The organism is Streptomyces sp. NPDC004031, from assembly GCF_053604375.1.
This window is the reverse complement of the sequence record NZ_JBSGHL010000004.1, coordinates 85,770-108,386: the sequence shown is the minus strand read 5'-3', so window position 1 is coordinate 108,386 and position 22,617 is coordinate 85,770. Positions and strand designations below refer to the sequence as shown.

Genomic DNA, 22,617 nt, shown 5'->3' with positions numbered 1-22,617 from the left:
CCGGCGCGGGAACCGCCGGCTCTCGGTGGTGGGTCGGTACGGGGCCGGGCCGCCGGTGCGGGCGGAGGGCGCTCACTCGGTGTCGATACGGCGGCCGGTCACGCTCTTGGGCCGAACCCGTATCCACAGCGGGCGGTCGCCGCCCGCCCACGGCTCCGGGGCGCGGGCGGACAGCACCTCGGTCTGCGCCGGGTCCTCGACATGCTCCGCGGTGCCGGTCAGCAGCACGCTCCAGCCGCGGCTGAGATGATCGTCGATCTGGTCGACCTGGAAGGACACGCCCTCGCCGGGCGCGGGCGCCGCGGGGCCGCCGGACTCCGTGCGGTAGACCACCGTGCCGCCGTCCACCAGGTAGTTCACCGGCAGCACCGCGGGTCCCGGCTGCACCGGCACCGCGATCCGGCCCACACCGTGCGTGCCCAGCCGGTCCCAGCACTCGTCGGTGCTCAGGTGCGCGAGCACCGGGCGCGCGGAGGCGTCCGGCTGCCCCGGCGGCGGGTCACGGCGGCCCTCCATGAGTTCCTGGTAGGTGAGGTCCAGGGCGGCGGCCACCCGGACCAGTCCGCCCGGGTCGAAGTCCGGGCCGGAGTCCAGCAGGTGCTGCAGATACCGGGGGGACATCGCCGCCCGGGTCGACAGCGCGCTCTCGCTCAGCCCGAGCTGCGCCCGGCGCTCCGCTATGCGCCGCACGATCGGATCACGTTCGGTCCGCTGCCCGCCGGTGCGCGTTTGGCCGGCCATGTCGGACCCTCCCTCCGCCCGAACCTCGGGCAAGATGCCACACCCGTACATCCAGGATCACGCACCTTCGCCCACCGCGCCACGCGGGACGACGGGCGGCGGGGTGCCGCACGGCGCCGCCGGGCGGCAGGATGAGCACCCCGTGCCCGGCCGGTGACCGGCCGGGACGGTGCCGGTACGCAAGGGCGCGGGGCGTCGCGGGCGCTCCGCCGGGGGAGGGACACGGCGATGCGCGTGCTGACCTGGAATCTGTGGTGGCGCTTCGGCCCCTGGGAAAGGCGCCGCGAGGCGGTCCTGGAGGTGCTGCGGGAGCTGCGGCCGGACGCGGTGGGCCTGCAGGAGGTGTGGGAGGCCGACGGCGAGAACCTCGCCGGGTGGCTCGCGGAGCGTCTCGGGATGCACTGGACGTGGGCCGCCTCCCGGGCGCCGCACGGCTGGCGGCGCCGGACCGGCGAGCCCGCCGCCGAGGTCGGCAACGCGGTGCTCAGCCGCTGGCCCGTCACCGAGCGGGCGGTGGTCGAGCTGCCCGCCCGGCCCGGCGAGGACGACGGGCGGCTCGCCCTGTACGCGCGGCTGGACGCCCCGGGGCACCCGGTGCCGTTCTTCACCACACACCTCACGGCGGACCTGGCCGCCTCGGCGGTGCGCTGCGCGCAGGTGCGGGCGCTCGCCGCTCTCGTCGCCGCCCGCCGCGGCGGCACCGGCTTCCCCCCGGTGGTGACCGGGGACTTCAACGCCTGGCCGGACTCCGACGAGATACGGCTGCTCGGCGGCTACCGGACCGCCCCCGCGGCGCCCGGCCTGACCCTGCTGGACGCCTGGGAGTACGCCGCCCCCGGGCTGCCCGGCGCGACCTGGGACCCGGCCAACCCGTACGCCGCGGTGCACGGCGAGCCGCCCGCCCGCGTGGACCACATCCATGTCGGGCCGCCCGGACCCGGCGGTCTCGGGCGGGTCCTGGACGTGCGGCGGATCGGCACCGGGGAGGTCGCGGGCGTCTGGCCCTCCGACCACGCCGGGGTGCTCGCCGACCTGGACATGCCGGGCGGGGGCTGACGGGGGCCGCGCCGCGGGGTTCGCGCGGCGGTCCTGCGGCGGTGCTGCGGCAGTTCTGCGGCGGGACTTTCCGCGGCGGTCCCCGGCGGGCCACCCGGGTGTCATGTACAGGGGGATGGATGGCGGCGACGTCCACCTCACGTGAGGAGCACTCCGTGCGCATCCCCCGTACCGCACTGGCTCTCGCCGTCGCCGCCGTCCTCGGCGCCACCGCCGCCGGTCCGCTCGCCGCACCGGCCACCGCCGCCCCGGCCGTGGCCGCCGCCGACGCCGCGGTGTCCGCCGCCCCGTTCACCGCCGCGCAGGCCACACTCAACGCCGACGGCAGCTACCTGGTCAGCTGGACCTCGACCGCCGCCCAGGTCGGCGTCACCGCCGTGACCGGCGCCTCGGACACCGCCGGTGTCGCGCTCGGCGCGGGCCCCGGCACGGGCAGCCTCACCGTCCCGGCGGGCACCCTGCCGGGCGCCGCGCGCTGGTACTTCCGGCTCACCACCCCCGACGGCTCCGCGCTCACCGTGGCCGAGCGCTCGCTCGGCCTGCCCGACGCGCGCAACTTCCGCGACGCGGGCGGCTACCGCACCGCCGACGGCCACTGGGTACGCACCGGCGTCGTCTACCGCTCGGGCAAGCTCAGCGGCCTGACCGCCGCCGAGCAGCAGGTGCTCACCGCCGAGGGCGTCACCCTCGATGTCGACCTGCGCAACGCGGGCGAGCGCTCCGACGACCCCGACCGGCTCCCCGCGGGCGTCGCCTACCAGGTCGCCGACGTCGTCTCGGTCGCGCACGGCGTCAGGTTCCACAAGGACGCCGCCGCCACGCTCCTCCAGGCGCTCGCCGCCGGGCTGTTCAGCGGCTCCTCCGACCTCGGGCAGTCCATCGGCTACCCCTTCATGGTGAACTTCGTCGGCGCCGACTACGCCTTCCACGACGCCCTCACCGCCGTTGAGCACAACCCCGGCGCCACCGTCCTCCACTGCACGGCGGGCAAGGACCGCACCGGCTGGGCCGACGCCGTGCTGCTGACCCTGCTCGGGGTGCCGCGGGCCACCGTCGAGGCCGACTTCCTGGCGAGCAACACCTACACGGGCGACCCCGACGCGGTCGAACTGTCCTGGCTGAACGCCGCCTTCGACGAGGTCGACGCGATCTACGGCAGCTTCGACGGCTATCTGCACCAGGGCCTGACGCTGACCGACGCCGACATCGCCGCGCTCAAGGCCAAGTTGCTCGTCTGACCCCGCGTCCGCCGTCCCCCCGGCTCGTCCCCGCGAAGGGGATCTGTGTACCCGGTCCCATATCCGGTGTACGGCGCGGCGGAAGGCGGCCCGCGGGAGCAGTTCCCGCGGGCCGCCGCACCGGTGACGGGACGCGGGTGTCAGCCGCGACCGTCCGAGCGCTTGCGGTGCAGCGTGAACTGCTCGAAGACCGACAGCTCGCCGTGCGGCTTGTTCACGTTGTAGTACGTGACGTGCATCCGGGTCGTGTCGCCGGGAAAGCGGCCCGGGTCGACGGTGAAGGCCGCGAAGCCGTACGGGTGCTCGATGTCGCGCACGCCCGTCCAGACCGCCTGCTCCTTGACGTACGTCGCGGCGCGCTTGCCGCCGCCGGAGGGGCGGCTGTCGGCCACCGCGGTGATCACCTTGGCGGTGCCGTCCTGGAAGAAGGCCTGGTTGGTGGTGCCCGAGACACCGCCGCCGCCCAGCACCATGTGGACGGTGCCGAGGCCGGTGTCGATGTCGTCGGTGCGGTGCGAGGCCGGGTTCGGGGTCAGCGTCTCGCTGCCGCTGACCACGCCGCGCACCGCGAGCGAGCGCTCGTAGTTGTGCTCGTGCCCGCACACCACGAGATCGACCTGGTAGCGGTCGAACAGCGGCCCGTACGCGGCCCGCAGGCCGAGGTCCGCGCCGTTGGCGTCGGAGGAGCTGATCATCACCTGGTGCATCGCCACGACGATCCAGTCGATGTCGCGGTCCCGTCGGGCCGCCTTCAGCTCCCGCTCCAGGAAGGCCAGCTGGCGCCCGCCGGAGTAGCCGTGCAGGTAGTTGTCGCCGCCGTCCTGGAGGGCCACGTCGTCGTTCTGCAGCACGATCACCCGCACCGACCCGGCCGTGAAGGCGTACCACAGGCCCGCCAGCTCGTCGTCCGTCTCGGTCGAGGGCAGCTGGAAGTACGTCTGGTAGGCGCCCAGGCCCAGCGGGCCGTTGCCGGACTCGATCTCGTGGTTGCCCGCGGCGGGCATCCACGGCCGGAAACGGGCCGAACGCGAGTTGTTGGCGAAGAAGTTGTTCCAGGTGCGCACCCGGTCCACGTCCAGGTTGGCGTAGCACAGGTCGCCGTTGAGCAGGTGGAAGAGCGGCGCGACCTGCTCGACGCCGGTGACGATGTCCATCGTGGCGGGCGTGGAGTTGGCGTCCAGCGCCACCGTGCCGTCCGCGGACCAGGTCACCTGGGGGGCCGACTGGTCGCCGAAGCTGGTGAAGGTGAGCGGCTGCCGGCCGCGCGGCGCGGTGCGGAAGGTGCCGCTGTCCGGGGTGCCGCCGTCGTGCGAGGCGAGGTAGTAGTAGTCGGTGCCGGGGCGCAGCCCGCCGAGCAGCACGTGGTGGACGTACACCGTGCGGCCCGACTTGCCGTCGGTGTACGTGCGCGTCCGCGCCGCGGCGCCGGAGCCCAGGCCGTGCTCCAGCGTGCCGTAGAGCACCCGGGGGCGCTTGACCGGCCCGTCGGTGATCCAGGACACCGCCATCTGGGTCGACGGGTCCTTGCCGAAGGTGAGGTGCAGGCCCAGCACCGGGGAGGCGCCGCCCGCGTCGGGGGTGGGGTGGAAGGCGGGCGCCCCGGCCGGGGCGGCGGACGCGGTGCCGGCGCCCAGCAGCGGCACGGCGACCGCGCCCACCCCCGCGCTGCCCAGCAGTCCGACCGCGGTACGCCGGCTGAGGCGGTCACCCGACGCGGACGGCTCCGGGGTGTCCATCTGTGCGACCATCGTTGCTCCTTGGTGCATGGGCTGGGATCGCGTGCAGACTCGCGCCCCCCGGCGACGCCCAGTTGAACACCGGCTGTCCACCGCGGGTCGGAAGACGCGGCCGTGCCGCGCCCGGACTCCCGCCGCCGCCGGCGGCCCGCGTGCCGCACCGCCGCCCGCGCCGTGCCGCGGACGGCTGTTCGTGACGCGTACCGTGGTACGTCACACGGCCGTCACGGACGGTTCGCCCGGGGTCGCTGCTGTGGGGACCGCCTTGCGCGTCCACTCCCGCAACCACCGCACTCCCGCACCCTCGACGAGCGAAGAGGTGTTCCGACCCATGGCCGAACCCACCCGGCGGCGTTTCCTGCAGATCGCCGGCGCCACCGCCGGCTTCAGCGCTTTGTCCGGCAGCATCGCCCGTGCCGCCGCGATCCCGGCCCGGCGCCGCACCGGCACCATCAAGGACATCGAGCACATCGTCGTCCTGATGCAGGAGAACCGGTCCTTCGACCACTACTTCGGCACGATGCGCGGGGTGCGCGGCTTCGGCGACCCGCGGCCGGTGCTGCTGGCGAACGGCAGGTCCGTCCTCCACCAGCCCGACGCCGCGGGCAACGACGTGCTGCCCTACCACCCGGACGCCGGCGGCCTGGGCATGCAGTTCATCGAGGGCCTCAACCACGAGTGGACCGGCAGCCACGCCGCCGTCCACGACGGCCGCTACGACCGCTGGATCCCCGCCAAGTCCCCGGCCACCATGGCGTACCTGACGCGCGAGGACATCCCCTTCCACTACGCCCTCGCCGACGCCTTCACCGTCTGCGACGCCTACCACTGCTCGTTCATCGGCGGCACCGACCCCAACCGCTACTACATGTGGTCCGGCTGGACCGGAAACGACGGCAAGGGAGCAGGCCCGGTCGTCGACAACTCCGAGCTGGGCTACTCGTGGACGACCTACCCCGAGCGGCTGGAGCGGGCCGGGATCTCCTGGAAGATCTACCAGGACATCGGCGACGGCCTGGACGCCGAGCACTCCTGGGGCTGGATCCAGGACGCCTACCGCGGCAACTACGGCGACAACTCGCTGCTGTACTTCGACAACTACCGCAACGCCCGCCCCGGCGACCCGCTCTACGACAAGGCCCGCACCGGCACGAACGCCGCGGCCGGCGACGGCTTCTTCGACGTGCTGCGCGCCGACGTCACCGCCGGGCGGCTGCCGCAGATCTCCTGGATCGCCGCCCCCGAGGCCTTCTCCGAGCACCCCAACTGGCCCGCCAACTACGGCGCCTGGTACATCTCGCAGGTGCTGGACGCGCTCACCGCCGACCCCGAGGTGTGGAGCAGGACCGCGCTGTTCATCACCTACGACGAGAACGACGGCTACTTCGACCACGTCGTGCCGCCCTTCGCACCGCCCGCGCCCGGCCGCGGCGCCTCCACCGTCAGCACCGACCTGGAGATCTTCCCGGGCAACGGCACCTACGCCGCGGGGCCCTACGGGCTCGGGCAGCGGGTGCCGATGACGGTCGTCTCCCCGTGGAGCACCGGCGGCTACGTGTGCTCCGAGGTCTTCGACCACACCTCGCTGGTCCGCTTCATGGAGCGCCGCTTCGGGGTGCACGAGCCGCAGATCTCACCGTGGCGCCGCGCCGTGTGCGGCGACCTGACCTCGGCCTTCGACTTCTCCCTCGCCCGCGAGCGGACCGCCCCGCTGCCCGCCACCGACGGCTACCGCCCGCAGGACGGCGACCGGCACGACAGCTACGTGCCCGTGCCGCCCGCCGACCAGAAGCTGCCGGTGCAGGAGCGCGGCAGCCGCCCCACCCGCCCGCTGCCGTACGCGCCGCTGGTGGACGCCTCGGTGTCCCCGGACAAGGGCGCACTGAGCCTCACCTTCTTCGCCGGAGCGGGCGCGGGCGCGTGCTTCCACGTCACCGCCGCGGGAGAGGACGCCCCGCGGACGTACACCGCGGCGGCCGGGCGGACCGTCAGCGGCCGGTGGGAGACCGCGGACCGGGACGGCGGCTACGACGTGACCGCGTACGGCCCGGCCGGATTCCTGCGGGCCTTCCGCGGCTCCGCCCGCCGGGCCGGACCCGAGGTGACCGCCCGCCACCACGCCGCCACCGGCCGGGTCGAGCTGACCCTCGTCAACAACGGGCGCGGCGAGGTCCGGCTGACCGTCCGCAACTCCTACGACGGCGGGCACACCGTCCACACCCTGCGCCCCGGCCGGCGCGAGACGCACACCGTCGACCTGGCCCGCGGCAAGCGCTGGTACGACCTGACGGTGACCGCCGACCACGACCCGGCGTTCCTGCGCCGCCTGGCGGGACACGTCGAGAACGGGCGGCCGGGCGTCAGCGACCCCGCCCTCGCCACCGGCTGACCGCCCGGTAACGTGCCAGGGGCGCTCCCGGCCGGGGGCGCCCCGCACGGAAAGGCCGACCATGGGCAGCGACGCGCACGACTTCCGGGAGATCTCCCCGACTACCCTCGCCGACGTCCTCGGACGCGGCCAGGTGATGGACCACGGACTGCGCCCGCTGTGGGGACCGGCGCCGCGGATCGCGGGACCGGCCTTCACCGTGCGCTGCCCGCCCGGCGACAACCTCATGCTGCACGCCGCGATCCACCGGGCCCCGGCGGGCTCGGTGATCGTGATGGCGGCCGGGGACACCGACTTCGCGGTCGCGGGCGGCAACGTCTGCGCCGTCGCGCAGCGCCGCGGCATCGCCGGTTTCGTCGTCGACGGGGTGATCCGCGACCTCGCCGAGATCCGCGCGATGGGCTTCCCGGTGCTCGCCCGCGGCATCGTGCCCTGCCCGGGGGTGAAGTCCGCGGTGCTGCCGCTCGGCGAGCCGGTCGACTGCGGCGGTGTCCGGGTGCACGCGGGCGACGTCGTGGTGGCCGACGAGGAGGGCGTCGCCGTCGTCCCCGCGGGCCGGACCGGCGAGGTGCTGGCGGCGGCCCGCACGAAGCTCGCCAAGGAGGCCGCCCAGGACCTCGACGCCTGGGAGGCCGAGCACCGCGCCCGGATCGACGCGGCGCTCGCCGAGGGCGGCTACCGGGACTGAACCCGGCTCGTCACGGCATCGGCCCGCCCCGGTCGTCGTAGCCGGTGCGGGCGTCGGCCACGTCGCCGGCGTGCTCGCGCCACCACTCGGTGAGGTGGTGGAAGAGCGGGGCGAGGCTCACCCCCAGCTCGCTGATCTCGTACTCCACCCGGGGCGGCACCTCCGGGTGGTAGGTGCGCACCACCAGGCCGTCGCGCTCCATCTGGCGCAGCCGCTGGGTGAGCACCTTCGGGGTGATGGTGCCGATCCGGCGCTCCAGCTCCACGAAACGCTGCCGGCCGAACTGGTTGAGCGCCCACAGGATCGGTGTCGTCCAGCGGCTGAACACCAGGTCCACGACGGGCGCGATGGGGCACGGCTCCGCCTGGACCCCCGCGGCGGCGCCCCGGGCGGTGCGGGCACCGGCGGGCGGGGACATCATCTCGGGCATGTCTGCTGCGCCTCTCGGGACTCGGCGGACCCGCCGCCGGAGCCCGGGGCCGCCGTGCGGCGGATCCGGCGGGCCCGCCGGGAGAATCCGTAGCCACTTTCTTCTAGGTACCTACTATATCGGCGTTGCTAGCGTCCGGGCCATGTCTCTCACCGCCGCCCGGCGCGGCCCCGCTCCGCACGCCCCGGCCGCCGTACGCCCCGGCCTGGTCCTGGCCTTCCTCTGCGTGGTGCAGTCGATGGTCTACCTTGACGTCACGATCGTGAACGTCGCCCTGCCCTCCCTCCAGCGCGGCCTGGGCATGGCCGACGGCGACCTCCAGCTCGTCGTGACCGCCTACGGCACCGTCCTCGGCGGCTTCCTGCTGCTCGGCGGCCGGCTCGCCGACATGCTCGGACGGCGGCGCCTGCTGCAGGCCGGCATGGCGCTCTTCGGCGCCGCATCGCTCGCCGCGGGCCTCGCGCACGAGCCCGCCGTGCTCATCGCCGCCCGCGCCGTCCAGGGCCTGGGCGCCGCGCTGACCGCGCCCGCGGCGCTCTCCACGCTCACCACGACCTTCCCCGAGGGTGCCGCGCGCAACAAGGCGCTCGGCATCTGGGGCGCGCTCGCCGGAGTCGCCTCCGTGCTCGGGGTGCTGCTCGGCGGGCTGCTCACCCAGGGTCCCGGCTGGCGCTGGATCTTCTTCGTCAACGTGCCCGTCGCGCTCACCGCCCTTCTCCTCGCGCCGCGGGTGCTGCCCGAGAGCCGGGCCGCGCACGACGGACCGCGCCGCTTCGACGCCGTGGGCGCGGCGACCCTGACGGCAGGACTGCTGCTGCTCATCTTCACCCTCGACCAGGCGGTCACGGCGGGCTGGGCCACCGCGCGGACCATCGGCGGACTGGCCGGTGCCGCGCTGCTGCTCGCCGCCTTCGTCGCCGTCGAACTGCGCACGGCGGCCCCGCTGCTGCCGATGCGGATCTTCCGGCTGCGCGCACTGCGCGCCGCCAACCTCGGCACGGTGCTGATGCTCGGGGCGATGGGTACGCTGTTCTTCTTCGCCAGCCTGTTCATGCAGCAGGTGCTGGGCTACGACGCGCTGCGGACCGGGCTGGCCTACGTCCCGCTCGCGGTCGCGGTGATCGTGGGCGCGGGCGTCGCCTCCGGCCTGGTCACCAAGCTCCCGGCGCGGGCGGTGCTCGCCGCGGGCCTCGCGCTCGCCACGGCCGGGCTGCTGCTGCTCGCCCGGCTGCCCCTCGACGCCGGGTACGCCGGGCGGGTGCTGCCGCCCTTCGTGCTGGTCGGCGTGGGGCTGGGGATGTCCTTCGTGCCGTTGCAGATCGCCGCGGCCTTCGGGGTGGCCGAGCGCGAGTCTGGGGTGGCCGCCGGGCTGATCAACACCAGCCAGGAGGCGGGCGGCGCGGTCGGCCTGGCGGTCGTGTCCACCGCGGCCTTCACCCGGATCGGCCACACGGCCTCCGGCCCGTCCGCGAGCGCTCTGCGGGCCGCTCGGGCGAGCGGCTTCCACGAGGCCTTCCTCATCGGCGCCGGGTTCGCCTTCGCCGCGCTGCTGGTGGCGCTGCTCCTGCTGCCGCGGATGCGGACGGAGGGGTAGTACGCACCGGGGCCGCGTCCGCCCCTCCCGACCCGCCGGGCCCGCCCCCGCGCCCCGGGTTCAGCTCCGGCCCGGGTGCAGGCCCGGCGAGGCCACCGCCCGGCGCGCCGCGGTCAGCAGCACGTCCTGGAGGACGCGGGCGGCCCGCGGCGGGGCGACGTCGCTGCGGTGGGCCAGCGCGACGGTACGCCGCAGGCCCGGCCGGGCCAGCGGCGTCACCCGCAGGTCCAGCCCGGCTCGGGCGGCCACGGTCGCGGGCACGACGCCGATGCCGAGCCCGGCCCGTACGAACCCCAGCACCGCGTCCATCTCGCCGCCCTCGACCGTGAGGTACGGCTCGAATCCCGCCGCCCGGCAGGCCGCGAGGGTGAGGTCGCGCAGGTCGTAGCCGTGCCGGAACATCACCATCGGCAGGCCCTCCAGATCGGCGATCCGCAGCGGCCCGGCGGTGGACTCCGAGGGCGGCCCGTCCGCGGCGGACGAGACGACGACCAGGTCCTCCTGGAAGAGCTCCACCGTGGTCAGCGCGGGCGACGGGCTGGGCAGCGGCAGCACCACGAGCGCCAGGTCCAGCGCCCCGCGGGCCAGGTGCCGCACCAGGTCGTGCGAGCCGCCCTCCTCGATCAGCAGCCGGATACCGGGGTGCCGGTCGTGGAAGGCCCGCAGCACGTCGGGCAGCAGCCCGGTGGCCAGGCTCGGGGTCGCGCCGAGCCGGACCCGGCCGCGGCGCAGCTGCACCAGTTCCAGCACCTCGTGCCGCGCGGTGTCGGCGTCGGCGAGGATCCGCCGGGCCAGCGGCAGCAGCGTCTCACCGGCGTCGGTGAGCGCGATGTTGCCCCGGGCCCGGCTGAACAGGGCCGCACCCAGCTCCTTCTCCAGCGCCCTGATCTGCTGCGACAGCGACGGCTGGGAGACGTGCAGGGCCTGCGCGGCCCGGGTGAAGTGCCGGGTGTCCGCGACGGCCACGAAGTACGCGAGCTGCTGGAACTGCACCCTGTCAGGGTAGCTCTCCATAGCCGGTGCCTATCGACTCCAGCCCGATCATGTCTTGGACCACTGGTGGCACCCGGCCGTAGCGTCGTGTCCATGGCATTGGCAACGCGGCCGGACCGGCGCCCCTCGGCGGTCCGCACGGTCTGGGACTCCTCCGTCGGCAAGAAGGCGGTCATGGCGGTGAGCGGCCTGGTGATGCTGCTCTACCTGGTCGTCCACATGTACGGCAATCTCAAGATCTTCTTCGGTCCCGGCACCTTCGACGGCTACGCGCACTGGCTGCGCACCCTCGGCGAGCCCTTCTTCCACTACGAGTGGGCGCTGTGGATCGTCCGGGCGGGCCTGGTCGCCGCCGTGGTCGCGCACGGCGTGTGCGCGTACCAGCTCAGCCGCCGCGACATCCGCTCGCGCCCGGTCGGCTACGTCCACCGCAAGGCGCGCTCCAGCTACGCGACCCGCACCATGCGCTGGGGCGGCGTGATCCTCGCGCTCTTCATCGTCTGGCACATCCTGGACCTCACCACCGGCACCGTGCAGCGCGGTTTCGTGCCAGGCCACCCGTACCACAACGTCGTGGCCGCCTTCCACGACTGGTGGAACAACGTCTTCTACATCGCGGCGATGCTCGCGCTCGGCCTGCACGTCCGGCACGGCTTCTGGAGCGCCGCGCAGACCCTCGGCGCGGGCAGCGCCACCCGCGACCGGGTGCTCAAGGGCACCGCGAACGTCCTCGCCCTGCTGCTGACGGCAGGCTTCATCGCCGTGCCGGTCGGCGTCATGACCGGCCTCGTGAGCTGAAGGGTCCGACATGAGCAACCCCACCGACTACGCCGACTACACCACCGGCGAGCCGATCGCCGACACCAAGGCGCCCGACGGCCCGATCGAGGAGCGCTGGGACACCCGCCGCTTCACCGCCAAGCTGGTCAACCCCGCCAACCGCCGCAAGCACACCGTCATCGTCGTCGGCACCGGACTGGCCGGCGGCTCCGCGGGCGCCACGCTCGCCGAACAGGGCTACCACGTCGTCCAGTTCTGCTACCAGGACTCCCCGCGCCGGGCCCACTCGATCGCCGCGCAGGGCGGCATCAACGCCGCCAAGAACTACCGCAACGACGGCGACTCCATCCACCGGCTCTTCTACGACACCGTCAAGGGCGGCGACTTCCGCTCCCGCGAGTCCAACGTGCGCCGGCTGGCGCAGATCTCGGTGGAGATCATCGACCAGTGCGTCGCCCAGGGCGTCCCCTTCGCCCGCGAGTACGGCGGCCTGCTCGACACCCGCTCCTTCGGCGGCGTCCAGGTCTCCCGCACCTTCTACGCCCGCGGCCAGACGGGTCAGCAACTGCTGCTCGGCGCCTACCAGGCGCTCTCCCGGCAGATCGCGGCCGGCAGCGTCGAACTGCACCCGCGCACCGAGATGCTGGACCTGCTCGTCGTCGACGGCCGGGCCCGCGGCATCGTCGCCCGCGACCTGGTCACCGGCGAGATCACCCCGTACTTCGCGGACGCCGTCGTCCTCGCCTCCGGCGGCTACGGCAACGTCTTCTACCTGTCGACCAACGCCATGAACTCCAACGCCACCGCGATCTGGCGGGCCCACCGCCGCGGCGCGTACTTCGCCAACCCCTGCTTCACCCAGATCCACCCCACCTGCATCCCGCGCACCGGCGACCACCAGTCCAAGCTCACCTTGATGAGCGAGTCGCTGCGCAATGACGGCCGCATCTGGGTGCCCAGGGCGAAGGGCGACACCCGCCCGCCCGGCGAGATCCCCGAGGACGAGCGCGACTACTACCTGGAGCGCATCTACCCCTCCTTCGGCAACCTGGTGCCGCGCGACATCGCCTCGCGCGCCGCCAAGAACGTCTGCGACGAGGGCCGCGGCGTCGGACCCGGCGGCCAGGGCGTCTACCTCGACTTCGCCGACGCCATCGCCCGGATGGGCCGCAAGGCCGTCGAGGCGAAGTACGGTAACCTCTTCGATATGTACGAGCGGATCACCGCGGAGAACCCGTACGAGGTCCCGATGCGGATCTACCCGGCCGTGCACTACACGATGGGCGGGCTGTGGGTCGACTACGACCTCCAGACCACGATCCCGGGTCTGTTCGCGATCGGCGAGGCCAACTTCTCCGACCACGGCGCCAACCGGCTCGGCGCCTCCGCGCTCATGCAGGGCCTGGCCGACGGCTACTTCGTGCTGCCCGCCACCCTCAACGACTACCTCGCCCGGCACCCCGGCCACGACACCCCCGGCGCCGACCACCCCGAGGTCGCCGCGGTGCTCGAAGAGACCACCGGCCGGCTGCACCGCCTGGTCGCCGCGGACGGCGATCGCACCGCCGACTCCTTCCACCGTGAACTCGGCGAGCTGATGTGGGAGTTCTGCGGCATGGCCCGCACCGCGGAAGGGCTGCGCAAGGCGCTCGACCGGATCCCGCAGATCCGCGAGGAGTTCTGGCGCCGCATCAAGGTGCCCGGCACCGAGGCGGAGTTCAACCAGTCGCTGGAGCGGGCCAACCGCGTCGTCGACTACCTGGAGCTGGCCGAGCTGATGTGCCTGGACGCGCTGCACCGCGCCGAGTCCTGCGGCGGCCACTTCCGCGAGGAGTCGCAGACCCCGGACGGCGAGGCCGCCCGCCGCGACGAGGAGTTCTCCTACGCCGCCGCCTGGGAGTTCGCCGGCACCGGCGCCGCCCCCGTCCTGCACCGCGAAGACCTGGTCTTCGACTACGTACACCCCACCCAGCGGAGCTACGCATGAGGCTCACCCTGCGCATCTGGCGCCAGCACGACGCCGCCGCGCCCGGCGGCATGACCACCTACGAGGTGGACGGCATCTCGCCCGACATGTCCTTCCTGGAAATGCTCGACACCCTCAACGAGCGGCTCACCGTCGAGGGCGAGGAACCCGTCGCCTTCGACCACGACTGCCGCGAGGGCATCTGCGGGGCGTGCAGCCTGGTCATCAACGGCGACGCGCACGGCCCCGAGCGCACCACCACCTGCCAGCTGCACATGCGCTCCTTCCGGGACGGCGACACCATCGACGTCGAGCCGTGGCGCGCGGCCGCCTTCCCGGTGGTGCGCGACCTGGTCGTGGACCGCTCGTCCTTCGACCGGATCATCCAGTCCGGCGGCTACGTCACCGCGCCCACCGGCTCCGCCCCCGAGGCGCACGCCACGCCCGTGCCCAAGGCCGCCGCCGACAGCGCCTTCGAGCACGCCGAGTGCATCGGCTGCGGCGCGTGCGTCGCCGCCTGCCCGAACGGCTCGGCGATGCTCTTCACCTCGGCGAAGATCAACCACCTCAACGTCCTGCCGCAGGGTGCCCCGGAGCGCGAGACCCGGGTGCTGGACATGGTCGCGCAGATGGACACCGAGGGCTTCGGCGGCTGCACCCTGACCGGCGAGTGCGCGACCGCCTGCCCCAAGGGCATCCCGCTGACCTCCATCACCTCGATGAACCGCGAGTGGCTGCGCGCCAACCGCAAGGTCTCCCGGAAGTAGGGGCCCGCCCCGCCCGCGCCCCCGCGCCGCGTCCGCCGGATATCCGGTTGCCGCCCGCGGGGGCGTTCTGGTGTAGTCGGCGGGTCCTCATCGCCGACGAAGGAGCACTGAGCAATGCGCGGTTCCGTCATGCCCGCCCCGACAGGAATCCCTTCGCCTCCTGAGGACATGACAGCCCGTGGCTTCACTCAATCTCGGCATTCTCGCGCACGTCGACGCAGGTAAGACCAGCCTCACCGAACGGCTGCTGCACCACGCCGGTGTCATCGACACGGTCGGCAGCGTCGACCGCGGCACGACGCGCACCGACACCCTCGCGCTGGAGCGGCAGCGCGGCATCACCATCAAGTCCGCCGTCGTCTCCTTCGCCCTCGGCGGTACGACCGTCAACCTCATCGACACCCCCGGCCACCCCGACTTCATCGCCGAGGTCGAACGGGTGCTCGGCGTCCTGGACGGCGCCGTCCTCGTGGTCTCCGCCGTGGAGGGCGTCCAGCCGCAGACCACCGTGCTGATGCGCACCCTGCGCCGGCTGCGCATCCCGACGCTGGTCTTCGTCAACAAGCTCGACCGCTCCGGCGCCGACCTCGACCGCACGCTGGCCGCCGTCGCCGAGCGCCTCACCCCCGACGTCGTGCCGATGACGGCCGCCCGGCAGCAGGGCACACCGCGGGCCGCCGCGGTCCCCTACACGCCGGACGACACCGGATTCACCGCCCGCCTCACCGAGGTGCTCGCGGGCCACGACGACGGGCTGCTCGCCGCCTGGGCCGAGGGCGAGGGCGCCGGGCTGCCGTACGGGCGGCTGCGGGACGCGCTCGCCGCGCAGACCGCGCGGGCCGCGGTGCACCCGGTGTACGCCGGCTCCGCCGTGACCGGAGCGGGGGTGGACGCGCTCGCCGACGGCATCGCCCGGCTGCTGCCCGGCGCCGGCGGCGACCCGGACGCGCCGCTGAGCGGCACCGTCTTCGCCGTGCAGCGCGGCGCCGCGGGCGAGCGCGTGGCGTACGTCCGGATCGGCGCGGGCACCCTGCGGGTGCGCGACCGCCCGCCGCTGCACCGCGGAGCGCAGGTGGCGGGGGAGGGCCGGGTCACCGCGCTCAGCGTCTTCGCCGACGGCACCGACACCCCGGCGGCGAGCGTGCCCGCCGGGCGCATCGCCCGGGTGTGGGGACTCGGCGCGGTACGGATCGGCGACACCGTCGGCGTCCCCGATCCGTCCGGGGCGCCCGCCCGGCACTTCGCGCCGCCCACCCTGGAGACCGTCGTCGCCGCCCGCCGCACCGCCGACCGCGCGGCCCTGCACACCGCGCTGGGCCAGCTCGCCGAGCAGGACCCGCTCATCGGCCTGCGGCGCGACGAGGACCGCGGGGAGATCGCCGTCTCGCTCTACGGCGAGGTGCAGAAGGAGGTCGTCCAGGCGACCCTGGCCGCCGACTACGGCGTGGACGTGGTCTTCGAGCCGACGACCACGCTGCACATCGAGCGGGTCACCGGCAGCGGCGCGGCCGTGGAGTTCAACAAGAAGGACGCCAACCCCTTCCTGGCCACCGTCGGCCTGCGCGTCGACCCGGCGCCGCCCGGCAGCGGCGTCGTCTTCCGCCGCGAGGTCGAACTCGGCTCGCTGCCCTACGCGTTCTTCACCGCCGTCGAGGAGACCGTGCACGCCACGCTCGGCCAGGGCCTGTACGGCTGGCAGGTCGCCGACTGCACGGTGACGATGACGCACTCCGGCTACAGCGCCCGGCAGAGCCACGCGCACGCGGTCTTCGACAAGAGCATGTCCAGCACCTCCGGCGACTTCCGCAACCTCACCCCGCTGGTGCTGACAGCCGCGCTGCGACAGGCCGGCACCCGGGTGCACGAGCCCGTGCACCGCTTCCGGCTGGACCTGCCCGCCGACGCGCTCGGCGCGGTGCTGCCCGTCCTCGGCAAGCTGCGGGCGCTGCCCCGCACCCCGGCGGCGGCCGGTCCCGGCCGCCATGTGCTGGAGGGCGACATCCCCGCGGCCGCCGTGCACGCCCTGGAGCGGCAGCTGCCCACCCTGACCAGCGGCGAGGGCGTGCTGGAGACCTCCTTCGGCCACTGGGCCCCGGTCACCGGCGAGATCCCGGTCCGCCGCCGCACCGGCCCCGACCCGCGGGACCGGAGGGAGTACCTGCTGGCGGTACGGCGGCGGCTCGGGACCGTACCGCACCGCGCCGCGGCGGGGGGTGCTTGACCCTGCCCGGACGATCTGCCTACGGTCGCAGGTGCCGTACCGCTACGTCAGGGAGGACCCCGTGGAGCGCACCGTGAAGACGCCCGGTCCGGACCACCCGATCACCGTCGAACCGAACCCGGCGCGGGTCACCGTGCGGGCCGCCGGGAAGGTCGTCGCCGACACCACGCGGGCGCTGACCCTCCGCGAGGGGACGTACCCGGCGGTCCAGTACATCCCGCTGGAGGACGTCGAGCCGGGCGTCCTGGTGCCGGGCGACAAGAGCACGTACTGCCCGTACAAGGGCGACGCCTCCTACTACGCGCTGGTCACCGCGGACGGCACGGTGCCCGACGCGGTGTGGACGTACACCGAGCCCTTCCCGGCGGTCGGCGGGATCGCCGGGCACGTCGCCTTCTACCCGCAGCACGTCGAGCTGACCGAGGACTGAGCCCGGCGGCCCGGACGGGGCCGACGAGTTTTCCCGCGTGCCGTTGTCCTTATCCGTGAGGCGTCCGCGCACCCCGTGACACCACGGGCCACGGACGAGGACAACGCACCGAGGGAGACACCATGCCCGTCCACGAACTCGCCGGAACCACCGCCGTCGTCACCGGCGCCTGCGGCGGCTTCGGCCGCGGCGTCGCCGCCGCACTCGTCCGGGCCGGCGCCCGGGTCCTGGGCCTGGCCCGCGACGGGGAGGCGCTGGACAAGCTGCGCGCCGACCTCGGCGACGGCTTCGTCCCCGTGCCCGGCGACGCCACCGACCCCGACCTGGCCGCGGACCTGCTCGCGCGGCACACCCCGCGCACGGTGGTGCTCGCCGCGGGCGCCGCGCCCGCGATGCTGCCGCTCCAGGACCACACCTGGGAGACTTTCTCCGAAGCCTGGCACACCGACGTGCGGCATGTCTTCGGCTGGACGCGCGCCGCGCTGCGGCAGCCGCTGCCGCCCGGCAGCACCGTGATCGCCTTCTCCAGCGGGGCCGCCCTGCGCGGATCGCCGCTCAGCGGCGGCTACGCGGGCGCCAAGGCCACCGTCCGCTTCATCACCGCCTACGCCGACGGCCAGTCCCGCCGCCACGAGCTGGGCATCCGCTTCACCGCCGTGCTGCCCGCCCTGGCGCCGACCACCGGCCTGGGCGCCGAGGCGGCGGCCGCCTACGCGGCCTACGAGGGCATCACCACCGAGGACTTCGTCCGCCGCTCGGGCGCGCTTCTCACGCCGGGGACGGCGGGCGCCGCGGTGCTCGAACTCGCCCGCGGACAGCGGGCGGACGCCGTCGCGTACGGGCTGTCGGCGGACGGCCTGGCCACCCTCGCGGACTGACGCGACCGGCCGCGGGCGCCCCGCAGCGGGGGCGGGACGCCCGGGTGCGATGACTTTGCGGGCCGGGCGGTGTCTGTACTGGTGGACGCCGGTCCCCGAGCACCCGGAGAGGTCACGTGAACACCCTGAACGGCCAGACCACCACCGCCCCCGAACGCCCCGACGACGGCGACGACTTCCTCGCGCGGGCCGCCGCCTACCGCCCGGAGCTGATGGCGCACTGCTACCGGATGCTGGGCTCGGTGCACGACGCGGAGGACCTGGTCCAGGAGACCCTGCTGCGCGCCTGGCGCGGCCACCGCGGCTTCGAGGGCCGCTCCTCGCTGCGCTTCTGGCTCTACCGCATCGCCACCAGCGCCTGCCTGACCGCGCTCCAGCACCGCAGCCGCCGGGTCGTGCCCGCCGGGCTCGGCGCGCCCAGCGACGACCCGGACGTCTCCATGGAGGCGGCGCCGGCCGGCGTCGCATGGGTCCAGCCGATGGCCGACCCGCCGCCGGACCCCGCCGCGGTCGTCACCGAACGCGGCAGCGTACGCCTCGCGTTGATCGTCGCACTCCAGGAACTGCCGCCCCGGCAGCGGGCGGTGCTCATCCTGCGGGATGTGCTGTCCTGGCGCGCCGCCGAGGTCGCCGAACTGCTCGGCACCAGCACCGCCGCCGTCAACAGCGCCCTCCAGCGGGCCCGGGAGCGGCTGGAGCGCGCCGCGCCGCGCGAGGACGACGTCCACGACGTGCTCGACGCCGACGGCCGCGCCCTCGTCGAGAGCTTCGCCCGCGCCTTCCGGGAGGCCGACGCCGACGCGCTGGCCCGGCTGCTGCGCGACGACGCGACGCTGGAGATGCCGCCCGAGCCCGTCTGGTTCGCCGACCGCTCGGTCGCACTCGACTTCCTGCGGCGGCAGGTCTTCCCCGTCCTCCCCGACCAGCGGATGCGCGGCCTGACCGTCAACGACGGGCAGCCCGCGCTCGCCCTCTACTGGCGCGCGGCCGACGGGCTCTACCACCCGCACGCCGTCAGCGTCCTGACGCTGCGCGAGCGGCGGATCGCCCGTGCGGTCGTCTTCCGCGACCCCGCGCTCTTCCCGCTGCTCGGCCTGCCCGGCGCCCTCGCCCCCGGCACCGCACCGGAGGTGTCATGGCTGCGCTGACCGAGCGCGGCCGGACGGTGCTGCTGCTGGAGCAGGCCGTCGGATACGGACTGGACTGCGTCGGGACCGTCACACCCGCCCTGCTGCCGCGGCCCACACCCTGCGCGGGCTGGGACCTGGAGCGCCTGCTGTGGCATCTGTACGAGTCGATGGCCGCGCTGCGGGAGGCCCCCGACCGCGGGGGAGTCGCGCTGCTGCCCGCGGGACCGGGCGGCCCGCCGCCCGCCGACCCGGTCGCCGCCGTGACCGCCGGGGCGCACCAGCTGCTGGACAGCTGGCGCTGCTGGGCGGCCCGGCCGGGTCCGCCCTGCGCGCCCGTCGCGGTCGGCGGGATGCCGATACCCGGTGAGACGGTGGCGCTGGTCGGGGCGCTCGAAGTGGCCGTGCACGGCTGGGACGTCGCCCAGGCGTGCGGGCGGGCCCGTCCCATCCCGGCGCCGCTGGCGCTGGCCGTCCTGCGCCGCGCCCCGCAGGTGGCCGACGCCACCACCCGCCCCGCGCTCTTCGCCGCCCCCGTGCCCGTACCGCCGCACGCGTGCGCGGGGGACCGGCTGGTCGCCTTCCTCGGCCGCCCCCCGGACCGCGTCGCGCCGGATCCCGGGGCCTGACGCCGTCCGCGGGCGCGCGGTGCCGGTACGCCCGGGGCTCGCGCGGGACGGGGCCCCGGGGTCCGCCGTACGCGAGGGGCCGCCCGCGGGCGGGCGGAGGTCCGCCGAAGCCCGACCGCCGGACGCGCAGCCGAGGAGACCGCCGCGGACCCGGAAGGGTTCCGCGGCGGTCTCCTCCGCCCCGTGGCCGGGACGTCAGAGGGTGCCCTGCGTTCCCTGACTCCGTGCGGCCACCGCGTCCTCCTCCCGTTTGCCCGGCGCGAGCAGTGCCACCGCCGCTCCGGCGGCCGCCGCCACGGCGGCGACGACCTCCGCGGCCCGGAAGCCGGACATGAACGAACTCACCGACCCGTAGCTGCCGTTGGCGGAGAAGACGGCCACCAGGACGGCCACGCCGAAGACCCCGCCCGCCTCCCGCACCGTGTTGTTGGTGCCCGCCGCCACGGCGGCGTCCTCGGCCGGCACCGCGCCGACCACCGCGTTCGCCACCGTCGGGAAGACCATCGAGATGCCGACGCCCGCCACGACCAGCGGACCGGCCACGCTGCCGTACCCGGTGCCGGAGTCCGCGACCAGCGCGAGCCACAGCAGGCCCACCGCCTGGAGGAGCATGCCGAGCACCATGAAGGGCCGGTTGCCGAGGCGTTCGGACAGCGCGCCCGCGAGCGGCGCGACGACCATGGGCATCGCCGTCCACACCAGGATGCGCAGCCCCGTCTGCAACGGGTCGTAGCCGAGACCCAGCTGGAACATCTGGGTGATCATGAAGAGCGAGCCGATGAGCGAGAACGTCATGAAGAAGACCGTGCCGTTGGCCACGGAGAAGCCGCGCACCCGGAAGTAGCCCAGCGGCAGCATCGGGAAGCGCGCCCGGCGCTGCCAGCCGAGGAAGCCGGCCAGCAGTGCCGCGCCCGCGGCGAGCGCGGCCACGACCTCGGCCGAGCCCCAGCCCACCGAGGGCGCCCGCACCGGTGCCCAGACCAGCGCCAGCAGCCCGGCGCTGACCAGCCCCACGCCCACCAGGTCCAGATGCGGACGGCTGCCGCGGCTCTCCTCCAGCCGCAGCATCGCCAGCACCGCGACCGCGACGCCCACCGGCACGTTGATCCAGAAGATCCACCGCCAGGCGATGTCCTGGATGATCAGCCCGCCGAGCACCGGCCCGAGGGCGACCCCGAGACCGGTGACGGCGCCCCACACGCCGATCGCCGCGCCCCGCTTCTCCGCCGGGAAGGCATGGCTGATCAGGGTGAGCGTCAACGGCAGCACCACTGCCGCGCCCGCGCCCTGCACCACCCGGGCGGCGATCAGCGCCTGCGCGGAGCCGGCGCTCGCGCAGGCGATCGACGCCAGCGTGAAGAGGGCGACGCCCAGCGCGTACGTCCGGCGCCGCCCGAAGCGGTCGCCGAGGGCCGCGCCGGTGAGCATCAGACAGGCGAAGGCCAGGTTGTAGCCGTTGAGTGTCCACTCCATGTCGGCCAGGCTCGCGTGCAGGCTGTCGCGCAGCGTGGGCAGCGCGGTGGCGACCACCACCACGTCGAGCGAGGTCAGGAACGCCCCCAGCGAGGCGAGGACCAGGGTCCACGCCGTCCGTGCGGGCGGCTTCACGCCCCGCGTGGACGCCGGTGCGGGGCGGTCGGCCCTGTCGGTGTCCGGCGGTGTCGGTGCCGCCGGTGGTGTCGGTGGTGTCGGTGTCGTGGGTGTCGTCGTCATGGGAAGAAAAGACCTCCGGTCCGGCCCGGGGCAGAGCGCCGCGGGCACCTGCGGGCGGCGCCGCCCCGCCGTCCCTGGGAACGCGCGCCGTCGCGAGCGGCACGGTGGGGAAGGGGGAAGGCGGGCGGACGCGGCCCTCAGGAATACAGACCAGACCGGTGGAGGAAAGTCATCGTGCGCCGGCGGCCGACGGGGCCGGGCCGGTCGAGCCGCGCAGCACCAGCTGGGTGGCCAGTTCGACGTGCAGCGCGTCCACGGTGTGCCGGTCCAGCAGCCGCATGAGCAGCGAGACGGCCATCCGGCCCATCTCCTCCAGCGGCTGGCGGACGGTCGTCAGCCGCGGCACGGTGCTGCGGCTCAGGTCGATGTCGTCGAAGCCGGTGATCGACAGGTCCTCGGGCACCCGCAGCCGCCGCTCGTACGCCGCGCGCAGCGCGCCGACTGCGGCCTTGTCGTTGAACGCGACCAGCGCGGTGGGACGTTCGGGCAGGTCGAGCAGCTCGCAGGCCGCGGTGTACCCCCAGTCCGCGGTCGGCTCGATGCTGCGCAGCAGCTCGGGGGCGGGCAGCACACCCGCGTCGGCGAGGGCCGAGGTGTGCCCGGAGAGCCGGGACTGGCCCGCGAGCCAGTCGCCGGGGCCGCCGATCACGCCGATCCGCCGGTGGCCCAGCTCCACCAGGTGGGCGGTGACGGCGCGCGCCGCCGTGAGGTTGGCGGCGGAGACGGAGGCGATGTCCTGCGGCAGCGGGGTGCGCGGATCGACGACGACGAAGGGGAAGTCGGCGGCGCGCAGCGCCGCAAGGTCCCGCTCCGGTTCGGGCGGCACGATGAGCACCGCGCCCGCCACGGCCGGGTCGTCCGGCAGGCCGCCCAGCACCTCGCGGTCGCGGGCCGCGTCGCCCGCGCTGAGCACCAGGCGCCGCCCGTACAGGTCCAGCGTCTCGGCGATCGAGGAGACGATGACCCCGAAGTAGTCGCTGAGCACGTACGGGCAGCGTACGTAGATCGCACCGTCCGCGGCGCCCCGCCGGGCGGGTGCCGCGGCGCCCAGCCGGGCCGCCGCACGGCGCACGGCCTCGCGGGTGTCGGGCGCGACGGAGGCATGGCCGTTCATCACCCGCGAGACGGTCGCGATCGACACCCCGGCCTCCGCCGCGATGGCCCGGACCGTGGCCCGGGAGCCCGGCTGCCTAGCCACGCGTTACACCGCTCTGTTTCATGTGCAGCAGACTAGCGGCGTC

The 22,617-nt window shown here is 74.6% G+C and carries 19 protein-coding genes; 13 read left to right on the top strand and 6 right to left on the bottom strand.

Going from position 1 to position 22,617, the window contains the following annotated elements:
- Nucleotides 1–72: 72 nt before the first annotated feature.
- Nucleotides 73–741 carry a helix-turn-helix domain-containing protein gene (locus tag ACWERV_RS03755; protein ID WP_452928295.1) on the bottom strand — a complete coding sequence of 223 codons (669 nt, stop codon included), beginning with the start codon at nt 739–741 and terminating at the stop codon, nt 73–75.
- 228 nt (nt 742–969) lie between these two features.
- Here ACWERV_RS03755 and ACWERV_RS03750 point away from each other — a divergent pair, with 228 nt between their 5' ends.
- Nucleotides 970–1,797 carry an endonuclease/exonuclease/phosphatase family protein gene (locus tag ACWERV_RS03750; RefSeq protein WP_452928292.1) on the top strand — a complete coding sequence of 276 codons (828 nt, stop codon included), beginning with the start codon at nt 970–972 and terminating at the stop codon, nt 1,795–1,797.
- Between the two features lie 155 nt (nt 1,798–1,952).
- Nucleotides 1,953–3,035: a tyrosine-protein phosphatase gene (locus ACWERV_RS03745; protein WP_452928289.1), complete on the top strand. Its 1,083-nt coding sequence runs from the start codon at nt 1,953–1,955 to the stop codon at nt 3,033–3,035.
- A gap of 140 nt (nt 3,036–3,175) precedes the next feature.
- On the opposite strand, the gene ACWERV_RS03740 is transcribed toward ACWERV_RS03745, so the two are convergent.
- A complete protein-coding gene (locus ACWERV_RS03740) occupies nt 3,176–4,783 on the bottom strand; it encodes a purple acid phosphatase family protein (RefSeq protein WP_452928286.1) in 1,608 nt (535 codons plus the stop codon).
- Between the two features lie 319 nt (nt 4,784–5,102).
- Here ACWERV_RS03740 and ACWERV_RS03735 point away from each other — a divergent pair, with 319 nt between their 5' ends.
- The gene (locus ACWERV_RS03735; RefSeq protein ID WP_452928283.1) at nt 5,103–7,160 is read left to right on the top strand and encodes a phosphocholine-specific phospholipase C; all 2,058 of its coding nucleotides are present in this window, start codon (nt 5,103–5,105) and stop codon (nt 7,158–7,160) included.
- A gap of 61 nt (nt 7,161–7,221) precedes the next feature.
- On the top strand, nt 7,222–7,848 hold the full coding sequence (locus ACWERV_RS03730) for an RraA family protein (protein WP_452928281.1): 627 nt from the start codon (nt 7,222–7,224) through the stop codon (nt 7,846–7,848).
- Nucleotides 7,849–7,858: 10 nt separating this feature from the next.
- On the opposite strand, the gene ACWERV_RS03725 is transcribed toward ACWERV_RS03730, so the two are convergent.
- Nucleotides 7,859–8,269, bottom strand: coding sequence for a winged helix-turn-helix transcriptional regulator (locus ACWERV_RS03725; RefSeq protein WP_452928513.1), 411 nt, complete (start codon nt 8,267–8,269; stop codon nt 7,859–7,861).
- A 151-nt stretch (nt 8,270–8,420) separates the two neighbouring features.
- Here ACWERV_RS03725 and ACWERV_RS03720 point away from each other — a divergent pair, with 151 nt between their 5' ends.
- The gene (locus tag ACWERV_RS03720; protein WP_452928280.1) at nt 8,421–9,872 is read left to right on the top strand and encodes an MFS transporter; all 1,452 of its coding nucleotides are present in this window, start codon (nt 8,421–8,423) and stop codon (nt 9,870–9,872) included.
- A 60-nt stretch (nt 9,873–9,932) separates the two neighbouring features.
- Here the strand turns inward: ACWERV_RS03720 and ACWERV_RS03715 are convergent, their stop codons facing one another.
- Nucleotides 9,933–10,865: a LysR family transcriptional regulator gene (locus tag ACWERV_RS03715; protein WP_452928510.1), complete on the bottom strand. Its 933-nt coding sequence runs from the start codon at nt 10,863–10,865 to the stop codon at nt 9,933–9,935.
- Nucleotides 10,866–10,958: 93 nt separating this feature from the next.
- Here ACWERV_RS03715 and ACWERV_RS03710 point away from each other — a divergent pair, with 93 nt between their 5' ends.
- The 8 genes from ACWERV_RS03710 (at nt 10,959) to ACWERV_RS03675 (ending at nt 19,663) form a co-directional block, all read left to right on the top strand.
- Nucleotides 10,959–11,663, top strand: a complete 705-nt coding sequence (locus ACWERV_RS03710; RefSeq protein WP_452928276.1) for a succinate dehydrogenase cytochrome b subunit — start codon at nt 10,959–10,961, stop codon at nt 11,661–11,663.
- 10 nt (nt 11,664–11,673) lie between these two features.
- Nucleotides 11,674–13,632, top strand: a complete 1,959-nt coding sequence (locus ACWERV_RS03705) for a fumarate reductase/succinate dehydrogenase flavoprotein subunit (protein ID WP_452928274.1) — start codon at nt 11,674–11,676, stop codon at nt 13,630–13,632.
- On the top strand, nt 13,629–14,378 hold the full coding sequence (locus tag ACWERV_RS03700; protein ID WP_452928271.1) for a succinate dehydrogenase/fumarate reductase iron-sulfur subunit: 750 nt from the start codon (nt 13,629–13,631) through the stop codon (nt 14,376–14,378). The genes ACWERV_RS03705 and ACWERV_RS03700 overlap by 4 nt, the downstream gene beginning before the upstream one ends.
- Nucleotides 14,379–14,556: 178 nt before the next feature.
- Nucleotides 14,557–16,599, top strand: a complete 2,043-nt coding sequence (locus ACWERV_RS03695) for a GTP-binding protein (RefSeq protein ID WP_452928268.1) — start codon at nt 14,557–14,559, stop codon at nt 16,597–16,599.
- 61 nt (nt 16,600–16,660) lie between these two features.
- Nucleotides 16,661–17,029 (top strand): DUF427 domain-containing protein, encoded by a 369-nt coding sequence (locus ACWERV_RS03690; RefSeq protein WP_452928265.1) that lies wholly within the window; start codon nt 16,661–16,663, stop codon nt 17,027–17,029.
- Between the two features lie 122 nt (nt 17,030–17,151).
- A complete protein-coding gene (locus ACWERV_RS03685) occupies nt 17,152–17,907 on the top strand; it encodes an SDR family oxidoreductase (RefSeq protein WP_452928262.1) in 756 nt (251 codons plus the stop codon).
- Between the two features lie 116 nt (nt 17,908–18,023).
- Nucleotides 18,024–19,055 (top strand): RNA polymerase subunit sigma-70, encoded by a 1,032-nt coding sequence (locus ACWERV_RS03680; RefSeq protein WP_452928259.1) that lies wholly within the window; start codon nt 18,024–18,026, stop codon nt 19,053–19,055.
- Nucleotides 19,043–19,663: a TIGR03086 family metal-binding protein gene (locus ACWERV_RS03675; RefSeq protein ID WP_452928257.1), complete on the top strand. Its 621-nt coding sequence runs from the start codon at nt 19,043–19,045 to the stop codon at nt 19,661–19,663. Before ACWERV_RS03680 ends, ACWERV_RS03675 begins: the two co-directional genes overlap by 13 nt.
- A 195-nt stretch (nt 19,664–19,858) precedes the next feature.
- Here the strand turns inward: ACWERV_RS03675 and ACWERV_RS03670 are convergent, their stop codons facing one another.
- Complete coding sequence (locus ACWERV_RS03670) at nt 19,859–21,271, bottom strand: MFS transporter (protein ID WP_452928254.1); 1,413 nt, start codon at nt 21,269–21,271, stop codon at nt 19,859–19,861.
- Between the two features lie 274 nt (nt 21,272–21,545).
- Nucleotides 21,546–22,574 (bottom strand): LacI family DNA-binding transcriptional regulator, encoded by a 1,029-nt coding sequence (locus ACWERV_RS03665; protein ID WP_398184492.1) that lies wholly within the window; start codon nt 22,572–22,574, stop codon nt 21,546–21,548.
- Between the last annotated feature and the right edge of the window lie 43 nt (nt 22,575–22,617).

Excerpts from the sequence above, each read along its gene's own strand:
- ACWERV_RS03735 (WP_452928283.1), top strand. The coding sequence starts at position 5,103 with ATGGCCGAACCCACCCGGCGGCGTTTCCTGCAGATCGCCGGCGCCACC.
- ACWERV_RS03755 (WP_452928295.1), bottom strand. The coding sequence starts at position 741 with ATGGCCGGCCAAACGCGCACCGGCGGGCAGCGGACCGAACGTGATCCG.
- ACWERV_RS03720 (WP_452928280.1), top strand. The coding sequence starts at position 8,421 with ATGTCTCTCACCGCCGCCCGGCGCGGCCCCGCTCCGCACGCCCCGGCC.
- ACWERV_RS03730 (WP_452928281.1), top strand. The coding sequence starts at position 7,222 with ATGGGCAGCGACGCGCACGACTTCCGGGAGATCTCCCCGACTACCCTC.
- ACWERV_RS03700 (WP_452928271.1), top strand. The coding sequence starts at position 13,629 with ATGAGGCTCACCCTGCGCATCTGGCGCCAGCACGACGCCGCCGCGCCC.
- ACWERV_RS03740 (WP_452928286.1), bottom strand. The coding sequence starts at position 4,783 with ATGGTCGCACAGATGGACACCCCGGAGCCGTCCGCGTCGGGTGACCGC.
- ACWERV_RS03705 (WP_452928274.1), top strand. The coding sequence starts at position 11,674 with ATGAGCAACCCCACCGACTACGCCGACTACACCACCGGCGAGCCGATC.
- ACWERV_RS03750 (WP_452928292.1), top strand. The coding sequence starts at position 970 with ATGCGCGTGCTGACCTGGAATCTGTGGTGGCGCTTCGGCCCCTGGGAA.
- ACWERV_RS03685 (WP_452928262.1), top strand. The coding sequence starts at position 17,152 with ATGCCCGTCCACGAACTCGCCGGAACCACCGCCGTCGTCACCGGCGCC.
- ACWERV_RS03725 (WP_452928513.1), bottom strand. The coding sequence starts at position 8,269 with ATGATGTCCCCGCCCGCCGGTGCCCGCACCGCCCGGGGCGCCGCCGCG.
- ACWERV_RS03675 (WP_452928257.1), top strand. The coding sequence starts at position 19,043 with ATGGCTGCGCTGACCGAGCGCGGCCGGACGGTGCTGCTGCTGGAGCAG.
- ACWERV_RS03710 (WP_452928276.1), top strand. The coding sequence starts at position 10,959 with ATGGCATTGGCAACGCGGCCGGACCGGCGCCCCTCGGCGGTCCGCACG.